Raw genomic sequence first — 12,660 nt, 5'->3', positions numbered from 1 at the left:
TTCTTCAGGCGTCGGGACGGACCGGCTCACTCGGCCCAGCGCACCCCGGTGAGATCGTTGGAGGGCACGGGCTCGCTCTCCCACAGGCCCTCGACCTTGGCGTTCCACACGCCGAGCTTCGGCATCACGAACAGGAACAGCGCCGGCACATCCTCCGCCAGCAGGCGCTGCGCGGCGCCGATCAGCTTCGTGCGCTCGGCCAGATCGGTGGCGGCGGCGGCGGCCTTGTAGGTCTCGACGAACTTCGGGTTCGCATAGTTGAAGTAATAATTCTCGCGGGCGAAGATATCGATGTCCAGGGGCTCGGCATGGGTCATGATGGTCATGTCATAGGCCTTGTCCTTGAACACCTCCTGCACCCATTTGGCGGGGAATTCCGTGGGCTCGATCTTCACCGTGACGCCCACGTCCGCCAGCATGGCCTGGAGCACCTCGGCGGAGCGCGAGAGATAGGCCATCTGCGGCGTCTTCAAAGTGAAGGCAAAGCCCTTGGGATAGCCCGCCTCGGCCAGCAGCGCCTTCGCCTTGGCCGGATCGTAGGGCAGCACGGCGGTGGTGTCGACGAAGCCGGGATCATTGGGCGTGTACTGGCTGCCGATGGGCGTGCCGAAGCCGGACCAGGCCCCCTCCACCAGCGCCTTGCGGTCCACCGCCATCATCAGCGCGCGGCGCACGCGCACGTCGTCGAACGGCTTCCTGGCATTGTTCATGCCGGCGATCATCTTCAGCTCGGTGTTGCCCACCACCGTCCGGAAGGCCTTGTCGGCCTGGAAGGCGGTGTAGATCTCCGGCGCGCTGAATTCCGGGAAGGCGTCCACGTCTCCGGCGCGCAGCGCCGCCGCCTGGGCCTGCGCGTCGGGCAGGAAGCGGAACGTGGCGTGCGCCAGCCGTGCGGGATGGGCCTTGTCCCAATAGGCGTCGAACCGCTCCAGCTCCACCCGGTCGCCCTTGGCCCAGGCCTTGAAGCGGAACGGGCCGGTGCCCACCGGGCTCGTCCGGTTGGCCTCCGCCGAGGCAGGCGCCACCATGACGGCGGCGGGCATGCCGAGGCGATAGAGGAGATCGCTCACCGGGCGTTTCAGCTTCACCACCAGGGTGGCGGCATCGGGCGCCTCGGTGCTGTCGATGGCCTCGACGAACTGCTTCTGCGGATTGCTGGAGGTGGCGCCCCGCGCGCGGTCGAGCGCGAACTTCGCCACCGCCGCATCGAACGGCACGCCATCATGGAAGGTGACGCCGGGCTGGAGCGCGAAGGTGTAAGTGAGACCGTCGGGAGAGATGGTCCAGCTCCTGGCCAGCTGCGGCTCCACCTTGCCGGCGCGGCTGATGCGGGTGAGCCCCTGGTAGATGTTCTGCCACGTCACCTGGCCGATGGAGACCGGCGCGGCGATGGTCGGGTCGAGCCCGGTGGGCTCCACCGGCATGCCCACCACCAGCGCGTCCTTGGCCGCTTGCGCCGTTGCACCGAGCGGCGCCGCCAGCAGCGCCGCGAGGGCGACGCACGCCATAAGCCTCGTGCCGCTGCGGAGGCGGGAACCGGACTTCCAAACCGCGCTGATCGTCATGACTGTCCCCTGCCCGCCGGTGCTTACCTGCTTAACGAGAAGGCACCATGCAGCCCTGCCCAGAAAGACTGCAAGGCCCATGGTGCATCGTCAACGTCGATGTCTTGTGCGCAGTGTGGCCGAAACCGCTGCACTGGCGGCGTCCGCCGCGCGATCCGTGTCAGCCAGCGCGCGCAGCCGCCGTTCCAGGAAATCCAGCAGCCGCGTGGCGGCGAACGAGGGTGCCCGGTCCGCCGGCGCGCACAGGTCGATGCGGGTGCGGATGGGGCGCGCCTCGCGGATGGGAATGGCCACCAGTTCCCCCGCCTCGCACTCCCGCCGCACGGTCATCTCCGGCAGCACCAGGATGGCGGCGCCCCGGCGCGCCAGCTCCTTCTGCATTTCCAGCGACCCGGTCACATAGACCGGATCGAGCGTGCAGCCGAGATCGCGCGCCGCCGCGTCCAGCGCCTGGCGCGCGCCATAGCTGGCGTTGGGTACCGCCAGCGCATGGCCGCACAGATCGGCGATGGTGACCGAGCCGGCCCGCGCCAGGGCGTGGCCTGGCGCCATGATGGCGGCGTGCGGCTGCTCGGTGCGGAAGCGCACCTGCACCCCCGCGCGGGCGGGGGCGAACAGGGTCAGCGCCATGTCCGCCGCCCCCGCCGCCAGCGCCTCCACGGCGGCACCGGCGGTGGCGATGACGATCTCGAAGCGGATCCTGGGAAAGCTGACGCTGAAATCCGCCAGCGCGGGCGCCAGCAGGCCGGAGACGATGGCCTCGCCGGCATAGACCGTCACCGAACCGCCTTGCAGCCCCTTCAGGTCGGCGATCAGGCTGCGGGTGACGTCGATGTCGCGCAGCGTGCGGGCGGCGCGCGCCGCCAGCAGTTCGCCCGCCGCCGTCAGGCGGATGCCGCGCGCGCCGCGTTCCAGCAAAGGGGCGCCGAAATAATGCTCGAGATTCTCCACCTGCCGGCTGATGGCGGTGGGTGCGACGCCCAGCGCCGCCGCCGCCTTGCGGAACGAGCGCGTGCGCACGACCTCGTTGAAATAGATCAGCGCGTGGATCTGCATCGCGGTCACACTTGGGCTGGCGCCGGGGGCGGCACGTCGCGCAGATATAGCCCAAGCCACCGCCCTGGAAAGAGCCGGCGGCGCATCGGAAAATATGCCCGCGCGCATGTCGGTTCCGGCAAAGGCCGCGCGTCATATGCCCGAGGAGGCCGATCCGGGCCTCGCAGCCAGAGGAGACGAACCCATGCGCGTGATGGTTCTGGTGAAGGCGACCGCCGACAGCGAAACGGGAACCCTGCCCACGAGCGAGCTGCTCGAAGCCATGGGCAAGTTCAATCAGGAGCTCGTGGATGCCGGCATCATGCTGGCGGGCGAGGGTCTCCATCCGTCCTCAAAGGGCAAGAGGGTGGCCTTCGACGGCCCCAGCCGCATGGTCACCGACGGCCCCTTCACTGAGACGCGGGAGATCGTCGCCGGCTTCTGGCTGTGGCAGGTCAAGGACATGGCGGAAGCCGTCGAGTGGGTGAAGCGCTGCCCCAACCCCATGCCCGGCCCGAGCGAGATCGAGATCCGCCCGCTCTACGAGGTCGCCGACTTCGGCGCGGCGCTGACGCCGGAGATCGCCGCGCAGGAGGAGCGGATGCGCGCGCAGATCGCCCGCCGCTGAGCCGGCAACCGCCACCGGGCGCCCCGCCCACAAGAAGGCCACGCCTCGGCGTTCCGGCACCGGCCCGGAATAAGCTATCCTCGCCGTCGCGGAACGAGTGGCGTGGTCTCATGGTGAAAACGGATCGCTGGATTTACGGGTTCGACTGGAATCTGCTGCGCACATTCCTGGTCATCGCCGAGGAGCGCAGCGTCACGCGCGCGGCCGACCGCTTGCTGCTGCAACAGCCCAGCGTCAGCGCGGCCCTGAAGCGGCTGGAAGACTCGCTCGAATGCCAGTTGTTCGAGCGGGGGCGGCGGCCCATGCAGCTCACGCCCCAGGGCGAATTGCTGTTCGGCCAGTGCCGCGATCTCTACAAGGCCATCGCCAGGCTCGATCCCAAGCTCTCCCGCCCCGCCAGCAGCGTCACCGGCGTGATCCGCATCGCCACCGTGACGCAACTGGTGAACGGCGGCCTCGACGCGGTGTTCCGCGGCCTGCACGACAAGCACCCCGGCATCTCGTTCGAGGTGCAGGTCTCCACCAGCCACGACATCATCCGCTCGGTGTCGCACCAGATCGTGCCGTTCGGCTTCTGCCTGCTGGTGAAGCCGCTCACCACGCTGGCCTGCCGCTTCCTGTTCCGGGAGAGCTTCGCCATCTATTGCGGCGCGCGGCACCCTTTGTTCGGCGCCGACGAAGTGGGGCTGGGCGCGATCCGCAGCGAGCCGTGGGTCTCGTTCGCCTGCGCCGAGGTCGCCAATTCGCTGGAGCCGATGCTGTCGCTGCGGCTCGGGGCGGACCTCGCCAGCCGCGTGGTGGCCACCAGCGCCGACCTGCATGAGGTGCGCCGCTTCATCACGGCGGGCGTGGGCATCGGCGTGCTGCCGATGGCCACCGCCGCCCGCGACGTGGCCGACGGCCTGTTGTGGCCGCTCCCGGTCGCCGGCCTGGAGGATCTCGGGGCGGACGTCTATTTCCTCTCCAACCCCGCCGCCAGGCACGGGCCGGCGGAAAGCGCCTTCCTCGACGAGATGGGCGCCTTCGAGCCGCTGCCGGGCTGAGGCGGCCGGCACGCGAAAGCTCCGGCAACCGCTGGCGGTCGCCGGAGCCGGGGTCCTGCCCGGAGAGACCGCAGCGGTCAGCCCGCGGCGTGGTCGAGATCGCCCTTCAGCGTTTCCACCAGGAGCAGCAGGGCGAGCGTGGACAGGGCCGCCGAGCCGATCATGAACCATGCCACCGACGAGCCCTTGCCGGTGGCATGGAGCAGGGCCGTGGTGACGATGGGGGTCGCCGCGCTGCCCAGCACGCCGGACAGCATGTAGCTGATCGACAAGCCGGAATAGCGCACCTTGGTGCCGAACAGCTCCGCCAGGAAGGTGGCGATGGGGCCGTAATTGGCGGCGAACGCCGTCATCATCAGCAGGTAGCCCACCAGCGCGAAGGCATACTGGCGCGTGTCCATCAGCCAGAACAGCGGGAAGGCCACCACCGCCTCGGCGATGATGCCGCCGATGATCACCGGCCGGCGGCCGATCCGGTCCGACAGCAGCCCGAAGGCCGGCAGCAGCACCAGGCAGGCGGCGCAGGAGATCAGCGCGATGGACAGCATCTCGTTGCGGCTGAAGCCCAGCGACTGGGTGCCGTAAGTGAGGCCGAAGGCGACGATGAGGTTGAACGACGTGCCCGTGGACATGGTGGCGATGCCGCCCAGCAGCACGCGCTTCCACTGCGCCCGCATCAGCTCGGCGAAGGGGACCTTCGCCTGCGCCTGCGCGCTCTTCACCTTCTGGAACTTGGGCGTCTCGGCCGTATTGAGCCGCACATAGAGGCCGACGCCCACCAGTACGATGCTGACGAGGAACGGCAGGCGCCAGCCCCAGCTGATCAGCGCCTCAGTGGACAGGGTGGCGTTGGCGGTCAGGAAGGCGAAGTTGGCGAGCAGCGTGCCGGCGGGCACGCCGATCTGCACCCAGGAGCCGAACAGCCCGCGCCGGTTGGGCGGCGCGTGCTCCACCGCCATCAGCACCGCCCCGCCCCATTCGCCGCCGAGGGCGAGGCCCTGGATCAGGCGCAGGGTGAGCAGGCTGATCGGCGCCCAGATGCCGATGGCCTCGTAATTGGGCAGCAGGCCGATGGCGAAGGTGGCGATGCCCATGATGATGAGCGAGATCAGCAGCATGGACTTGCGGCCGAGCCGATCGCCGAAATGGCCGAACAGCACGGCGCCGACGATGCGGGCGAGATAAGCCGAGGCGAAGGTGCCGAAGGCGAGCAGCGTGCCCGCCAGGGGATCGAAGCTCGGGAAGAACACCTTGTTGAAGACCAGCGCCGAGGCGGTGCCGAAGACAAAGAGGTCATACCACTCCACCGTTGTGCCGATGACGCTGGCGAAGGCGATCTTCTTCAGGCTGGGTGCGTCGCCCGGCGGGGCATGCGTGCTGCCGATATGGACATTCTGGTTCATGGTTCCGTCTCTCTGGATTTTGTTCTTGGGTTGCCGTGGCCCGGCCATCCGGGACATCCGGCGTGAGGTCCGCGGCTTCAGGGCGCCGGCGTTGCGGGCCGCGCGGCGCCCCCGGCACGCTGCGCCGGCGCGGCCCGTCCCCCGCGCCGGTCCGGCGCGGACGATGCCTGCCGCTCCCATCCAGATAGCTGGACCGAAAACGAAAATTCCAATCGATATTGCGTATGATGAGTATTGCCGATTTCTATTTTCCGCTCCTCCCCGCGGACGCTAGGAAGGAGGCGGGGCGAAGCGCGCGGCAGCCGTGCGCGCCTTCGCGAGCCCGCTGCCTGCCCAGGTTATGTCCCTGGTTCCGTCCCAGGTTCCTGCCCAGGTCCCGTCCGCCTTTTCGAAAGTCCGCACGATGTCCCGCTACGCCAATATCCGCCCCGACATGGCCCGCCTCTGGTCGACGCTGGAGCGCTCCGCGCAGATCGGCACCACGCCCCGCGGCGGGTTGCGGCGGCTCGCCCTCTCCGAGGATGACGGCGTGATGCGGCGCCAGTTCCAGGCCTGGTGCGAGGCCGCCGGCTGCACCATGGAGATCGATCCCATCGGCAACATGGTGGCCCGCCGCCCGGGGCGCGATCCGGATGCCAAGGCGGTGCTGGTGGGCAGCCACCTGGACACCCAGATCAAGGGCGGGCGGTTCGATGGCATCCTGGGCGTGCTCGCGGGACTGGAGATTGTCCGCACGCTCAACGACCACGGCATCGAAACCCGGCGTCCCATCGCCGTGGTCAACTGGACCAATGAGGAAGGCGCGCGCTTCGAGCCGCCGATGATCGGCTCCGCCGTCTTCACCGGGGAGAAGAGCACGCAGTTCGCCTGGGAGCGGACCGACAAGGACGGCATCACCCTGGGTGCCGCGCTGGAGGCCATCGGCTTCGCGGGCTCGGATATCCTCCGCCCGGAGGCGTTCGACAGCCTGTTCGAGCTGCATATCGAGCAGGGGCCGCGCCTCGACGAGCAAAAGATTCAACTCGGCATCGTCACCGGCGCCTTCGCCGTGCGCGGCTTCGTGGTGGAGGTCACGGGCGAGACCGGGCACGTGGGCCCGACCCCCATGCCGAAGCGGCGCAACGCCCTGGTGGGCGCGGCCCACGTGACCCTGGCGGTGGAGGAGATCGGCTGGCTGATGCACGAGACCGGCGGCAAATCCACCACCATGCGGCTGAAGGCGGAGCCGAACCTGCTCGGCATCCTGCCCGACCACGTGGAGATGACCTGCGACATGCGCCATCCCTCGGACGAGGTGATCCGCACCATGATGCAGCTGTTCCTCGACCGCGTCCCGGAGCTGGAGGAAAAGTCGCGCTGCCGCATCACCGTGCGCGAGAGCTGGTCCTATGGCGGCATGACGTTCGACCCCGGCTGCACCGCCCTCACCCGCGCCGCCGCGCAGCAGCTCGGCTATACCCACACCGACCTGCTGACCGAGGCCGGCCACGACGCCATGCATGTGGCGAACTACCTGCCCACCGCCATGATCTTCACGCCCTGCGAGGACGGCCTTTCCCATAATGAGCTGGAGAACGTGACGCTGGCCGACATCGAGCCGGGCGTGAACGTGCTGCTCCAGGCCGTGCTGGCGCGGGCGGGCTGAGCGGCCGTGTCGTCTGCTCCCCTGTCATCCGGCCGGATCGAGATCATCGAGGTGCCGGTGGTGTCCGAGGCGATCCGCCGCCTCGGCGCCCCCACCTCCGCCCTGGTGCGGGCCGGCGACCTGCTGCTGACCTGCGGCATGCCGCCCATCGACCTTAAGACCGGGGGCATCGTCTCCGGCGACATCGCGGCGCAGACCCGCGCCGCGCTCGAAGCGGTTAAGTTCGCCCTGGAGCACGCCGGCTCCTCGCTCGCCAACGTCGCCAGGGCTACACTCTATGTCACCGATCCCGACCTGATGGCGGACGTGAACGCGGTCTACCGCGGCTATTTCCCGAACGGCTTTCCCGCCCGCACCTCGGCCATCGTCCGCCCCTGGCCGCTGCCCTTCCAGATCGAGATCGAGTGCATCGCGCTCGCCTGATCCGCGATTGGTACCGCGCATCGCGCAGAGACGGCGACGGGAAGGGGATGCGCTCGCATCAGTCGAAGGCATCCACGCGGATGCGCGCCTCGGCGGCCCAGCGGTCGATCTCGTCGCGGGCCGCTTCCGGGCTGTAGCCGCCGCGCTCGACAAGGACGCCCGCCAGCGCCTCCTCGACGCCGCGCGCCATCTCGCGGCGGCCGCAGATGTAGACCACGGCCTTCTTGTTCATCAGCCAATCCACCACCTCCGCCGCAGCCTCCTTCAGCCGTTCCTGGATATGCACGCCGTCATCCGCATCGCGCGAGAAGGCGGTGTCCAGGCGGGTGAGCGAGCCGTCCCGCAGCGCCGCTTCGAAGCGCTCCTCCCAGAGGAAGTCGCCGTCCCGGTGCCGGTTGCCGAACAGCAGCCAGGCCGGGCCGGGCCGGCCGCTGGCCTTGCGCTCGCTGAGGAAGCCGGGAAACGGCGCAACCCCGGATCCCGCGCCGACCATGATGATGGGACAGGACGGATCGTCCGGCGGATTGAAGGCCGGATGCGGATCGACGCGCGCGGACAGCCGCCCCCCCACCGGCATCGTGCGGATCAACAGCCCGGACACCCGGCCGAAGCCCTCCTGCCCCTGCGCATCGCGCCAGTGATGCAGCCGCACGGTCAATTCGATCAGGCGCGGATCGACGCGGCAGGAACTGCCGATGGAATAGGGGCGCTCCCGCTCGCCCTCGCCCGGCGTGACGCGCAACAGATCGCCGGGCCGGAAGGAGAGGTCCGCGGCGCTCTCAAGGGTGATGGCCCAGGTTTCCTGGGTTTCCCCCTGCGCCGGATCATCCATGCGGTGGCGATCGGCCAGGATGAGTTCGATCGTAGGGTTCGTCGCCGGCAGCGCGGAACTGGCGCAGCGCAGGCCCAGATCGGCCCGCAGCGCCTCCAGCCAGGACACCCAGGCCGGGCCCGGGTCGCCGTCAGCACAGGCCATCGGCAGGGCTTCGCTTCCGCCCGCCGCCAGCAGGGCGCTGCGGAGTGTCTCCGCTCCGCCGCAGAAATGCGCGTAGCTCCGGTCGCCAAGCCCGAGCACGGCGAAGCGCACGCCGGCCATCGCGCCGGGCTGCAAGGATTTCAGGAAATGCCGTGCGCCATCGGGCACGTCGCCCTCGCCCGTGGTCGCGGCAATGAGCAGGACGAGGCGGAAGCGGCGGAGTTCCGCCGGCGGCACCGTGCCGAGTGGGGCAAGCGCCACGCGCTCGCCGCCCTGCTCCAGCGCCGCGAGGGTCGCCGCGGCAAGGCGCGCGGCGGTGCCGGTCTGGCTGGCATGGACGAGCAGGATGTCAGCCCCGGCCGCCAGCGCCCCGCCGCGATCGCGCCGCCAGCGGCGGAACCAGGAGACGAAGCCGGTGACGGTGAGGCCCAGCAAGGCAAGGGAAACGAGGAAATTGAGACCTCCCGACCACGCCCCGGCCCAGGTGCCCTCGTGGATCTCCTTCACCAGCCCCGGGCCGCCGGTGAGCGCCGTGGCGCCCTTGTCGGTGACGACGAAGGTCCCGCCCGTCTCGCCTGCGACCTGAACCAGAACGGTGCCGCCGCGAAAGCTGCGGGCCGTCTCCAGGTGGCTCAGATCCACCTCGGGCAGCGGCGTCGCGAACACCTGCGACATGGTCACGGGCTGCTCGGCTTTCGGCAGCGGCGTCTGGCCGCCGCCGACGCCCAGGGTCATGAGCACCGCGGTGACCGGCGAGGCGATGGTGACCGGAAGCAGGCACCAGCCGAGCGCCGTGTGCCAACCGATCAACGTGTTGCGGAACCGCAGCCACGCCAGGAGCGGCCCCGCCAGCATGATGGCGAGCATGGCGTAGCTGGCGGCCTCCACGACGAGGCCGAGGCCCAGGAGCAGCGATTTGTGGAGGCTCTCGGCGGTCTGGAAAATGCCCGGCCCGCTGGGCGAGGCGCCGGTGCGGCTGGCCGAGGCGATCTCCCATCGCCCGGTGCTGTCCGCCGCGCTGCTCACCACGTCGACCGACCGGCCGCCGTCCGCAACGGTCAATGTCCTCACCGTCCCGCTCGCCTCCAGCGTGCGAACGAGCGCACCGAGCGCCGGCACGTCAACACGCGTTGCTCCCGCCGAGCGGGCCGCGAAGTCATCGACCACCGGCCGGAACGACAGGACCGCGCCGGACAGGATGATGAGCAGGAACACCGGCGCCAGCACGATGCCGATCCAGCGATGGATCCAGATGAGGCGGGGCCGGATGGCGGAAAAAGACATGATTGGGTCCTGGATTATCATCGGGCGGAACGTGGCGAGATCAAACGCAGAGGCTCCATTCTCGTCCCGCCAAGCCGACGAGCGATTTGCGCAGGAGTATCCGCGCAGTAGAGATGGCAAATTTGATCCAGGGCAAATTTCTCATATGAAATTATCGTAACGTTCCAAGCTGGCGCGCACCCAAATATTGACACGATGAGCGACCCATCTGCATCCGCCTGTCAGGATCCTTGTTCATGAACTGAATATTGTATCCATTTTGAAACATGACACGTGAGAATCATCATGCAGAATGCAACCGAAATCTCCAAGCCAAGCCAATCCGGCGCACGAAGCGGCATCATCGACGCCAACATGCACTGGCTGCCGGAGACCCTGTTCTCCGACGAGCGCCTGCTTGAGGCGTTCCTCAGCGCGCCGCCGCGAGAATACGGCATCCACGCGGAACTCCGCCCCGTGCCGGGCGACACCATCCGCCAGATCGTGATCGAGCAGCCGAAAGGCTACGAGGTGCTCAATTACGCGCAGGATCAGTATGACCGCAGCCGGCAGATCGCCGACATGGACGCGGCGGGCATCGAGCGGGCGATCTTCCGGCTGCCCTGCTGGCAGGAATGGCTGGACCTCGACACCTGCAAGATCGTCAATGACGGCCTCGCCCGGCACGTGCGCAGCAATCCCGACCGGTTCTCAGCGCTCGCCGTGGCACCGCCCTGGGGCGGGCGCGAGAGCATCCGCGAGGTGGAACGGTGCCTCAACGAACTCGGCTTCGTCGGCGTGCAGATGGCGGTGCACTATGGCCAGCTCTATCTGGACGACGCGGCCTTCAAGCCATACCTGCGCGTCCTCAACGATCTCGGCGTGCCGGTCGTCGTGCATCACACGCCGCTTCCGGTCGATTATGCCTCCATCGTGCCCTACACCAACCAGCGGCGGCAGTACGGACGCTGCGTCGCCCAGGCCACCGCCGTCGGGCGCGAGCTGTTCAGCGGCATGTTCGACGAATTTCCCAACCTCACCTTCGTGCATTCCATGCTCGGCGGCGGCTTCTTCGCCTATGTGGAGATGCTCTTCCCGCCCAAGCTCGCCGCGTTCCGCGACGAGGTGGACCGCTTCGAGGCCGAGGCCCAGCGGCTGCGCCAGCAACTGACGCGGAACATCTATTTCGACATGTCCGGCGCCCCGCAATGGGGCAAGGCGCAGCTCGAATGCGCGGTGAAGGTGCTGGGGGCGCAGAACATCCTCTATGGCGGCTCCTATCCCATCCGCCGCGACTGGTTCCTCCAGGGCGTGGACTATGTGAAGAGCCTCGGCCTGCCGGCGGAGGACCAGAAAGCCATCCTCGGCGGAAACGCCAAGCGCATCTTCAAGCTGCCGTGAACGACGCCCCTGCGGGCGTCAGGGGCGCGGGCTCCCGCGTCGAACCTGGGCGTGCTCGATGCACATCTTCGGCACGATCAGCCCGAAGGTCATGGCCAGGATGATCACGAAGGCGGTGGTGCCGTCGGCCACCGCCTCCGTCAGCACGCCGGCCTGCGCGGTCCTGTCGGCGCTCACCAGCGCGAGCAATGCGGAGGCCGCCTGGAACATGAAGACGCCGGGGATCAGCGACACCACGGGGGCGAAGGCGAAGGCGCCATAGGGCATGCGCAGGCGGTCGGCCAGGGGCGTGACGATCAGGCCCACGATCAGGCAGGCGACGAAGGCGGCGCTCTGCACGCTCGCCCCCGCCTGGAGCATACCCCAGTGCGCCGCATGGGCGAGCATGCCGACGACGATGGGCAGCGGCAGGACGCGCCAGGGCATGTTGAAGAAGGACCCGTAGGCCGCGACCGCGACCCCGGCCGCCAGCACGTCGTAGCCGAGCGGGACGGCGGGCGCCGCACCGCCCGCCGGAATGGTGCCGCCGCCCAGGGACAGGCCCATCAGCAGGCCGGTGATGATCATCAGCACGATCAGGGTCGCGAAGGCGATCCGCGCCGCGCCCAAAGGGATGCGCGCCCGGGCCAGGTCGATGGTGCCGTTCAGGAAGTGGGGACCCGGCACCAGCACCATGCAGGGACACACCACGACGAGGCGGTGGTCCACATCGAGCTTCAGGATCATGGCCAGCGTCCCCACCACCCCGGCGAGAAGCGCCGCCGCCAGCGGCTGGACCAACGGGTTGGTGCTGGCGCCCGCGAGCCCGCGCCGCAGGCAGGCCCCGGCGCCGGCGCTGAGCGCGATCAGCGCGAGCGTCAGCGGCTGCGCGGCACCGAAGATCACGCCGAGCGCCGCCGCGCCCGCCGCGGCCATGATCGCGAAGCGCGCAAGCGAGACCGGCGGATGGGCGGCGATGGCGGCGAGGCGCGCGGAGGCCGCCTCAGGTGGCACGCGCTTGTCGCAGACCGCATCCACCAGTGCCTCGGTGGCGGCCACGCGGCCCATGTCGACGCCGAGCGGCTCGGCGAGGATGCCGGCCGCCGGCACGCCGTCGAAGCTCAGGGTCAATTCCCCCCAGCGTTCCCGGCAGGTGGCGCGCACGCCCAGGGCCGCGCCGAGGCGGGAGACCGAGGTGCGGACGGCCTGGGTCGTCTGCCCGTTGACGAACAGGAGCTCGGCGACCCTGGCGATCAGTTCCTGCTGCACGCGCACTTCCACGGCTGGGGCCAGACGATG

The 12,660-nt window shown here is 69.1% G+C and carries 10 protein-coding genes; 5 read left to right on the top strand and 5 right to left on the bottom strand.

Annotated elements, in window-relative coordinates:
- Positions 1 to 26: 26 nt before the first annotated feature.
- A complete protein-coding gene (locus YU1_RS0105990) occupies positions 27 to 1,508 on the bottom strand; it encodes an ABC transporter substrate-binding protein (RefSeq protein ID WP_051356550.1) in 1,482 nt (493 codons plus the stop codon).
- Positions 1,509 to 1,655: 147 nt separating this feature from the next.
- Positions 1,656 to 2,621 (bottom strand): LysR family transcriptional regulator, encoded by a 966-nt coding sequence (locus tag YU1_RS28205; protein ID WP_051356549.1) that lies wholly within the window; start codon positions 2,619 to 2,621, stop codon positions 1,656 to 1,658.
- 184 nt (positions 2,622 to 2,805) lie between these two features.
- Here YU1_RS28205 and YU1_RS0105980 point away from each other — a divergent pair, with 184 nt between their 5' ends.
- Positions 2,806 to 3,228 (top strand): YciI family protein, encoded by a 423-nt coding sequence (locus YU1_RS0105980; RefSeq protein ID WP_029003289.1) that lies wholly within the window; start codon positions 2,806 to 2,808, stop codon positions 3,226 to 3,228.
- Positions 3,229 to 3,338: 110 nt separating this feature from the next.
- Positions 3,339 to 4,271, top strand: a complete 933-nt coding sequence (locus YU1_RS0105975; protein WP_029003288.1) for a LysR family transcriptional regulator — start codon at positions 3,339 to 3,341, stop codon at positions 4,269 to 4,271.
- A 77-nt stretch (positions 4,272 to 4,348) separates the two neighbouring features.
- Here YU1_RS0105975 and YU1_RS0105970 read toward each other — a convergent pair whose 3' ends face one another.
- Positions 4,349 to 5,674, bottom strand: coding sequence for an MFS transporter (locus YU1_RS0105970; RefSeq protein WP_051356548.1), 1,326 nt, complete (start codon positions 5,672 to 5,674; stop codon positions 4,349 to 4,351).
- 403 nt (positions 5,675 to 6,077) lie between these two features.
- Here YU1_RS0105970 and YU1_RS0105965 point away from each other — a divergent pair, with 403 nt between their 5' ends.
- Positions 6,078 to 7,319 carry a Zn-dependent hydrolase gene (locus tag YU1_RS0105965; protein WP_029003286.1) on the top strand — a complete coding sequence of 414 codons (1,242 nt, stop codon included), beginning with the start codon at positions 6,078 to 6,080 and terminating at the stop codon, positions 7,317 to 7,319.
- A 6-nt stretch (positions 7,320 to 7,325) separates the two neighbouring features.
- Positions 7,326 to 7,742 carry a RidA family protein gene (locus tag YU1_RS0105960; RefSeq protein WP_029003285.1) on the top strand — a complete coding sequence of 139 codons (417 nt, stop codon included), beginning with the start codon at positions 7,326 to 7,328 and terminating at the stop codon, positions 7,740 to 7,742.
- Between the two features lie 58 nt (positions 7,743 to 7,800).
- Here the strand turns inward: YU1_RS0105960 and YU1_RS0105955 are convergent, their stop codons facing one another.
- On the bottom strand, positions 7,801 to 10,002 hold the full coding sequence (locus tag YU1_RS0105955; protein ID WP_029003284.1) for a PepSY domain-containing protein: 2,202 nt from the start codon (positions 10,000 to 10,002) through the stop codon (positions 7,801 to 7,803).
- A gap of 285 nt (positions 10,003 to 10,287) precedes the next feature.
- Between YU1_RS0105955 and YU1_RS0105950 the strand changes: the two genes are divergently transcribed.
- Complete coding sequence (locus tag YU1_RS0105950) at positions 10,288 to 11,382, top strand: amidohydrolase family protein (RefSeq protein WP_051356547.1); 1,095 nt, start codon at positions 10,288 to 10,290, stop codon at positions 11,380 to 11,382.
- 18 nt (positions 11,383 to 11,400) lie between these two features.
- Here YU1_RS0105950 and YU1_RS28200 read toward each other — a convergent pair whose 3' ends face one another.
- Positions 11,401 to 12,630: a threonine/serine exporter family protein gene (locus YU1_RS28200; protein WP_245263236.1), complete on the bottom strand. Its 1,230-nt coding sequence runs from the start codon at positions 12,628 to 12,630 to the stop codon at positions 11,401 to 11,403.
- Between the last annotated feature and the right edge of the window lie 30 nt (positions 12,631 to 12,660).

Source organism: Azorhizobium doebereinerae UFLA1-100 (assembly GCF_000473085.1).
GTDB lineage: Bacteria > Pseudomonadota > Alphaproteobacteria > Rhizobiales > Xanthobacteraceae > Azorhizobium > Azorhizobium doebereinerae.
The sequence above is the reverse complement of the archived record's forward strand: the minus strand, read 5'-3'. Positions and strand labels throughout refer to the sequence as shown.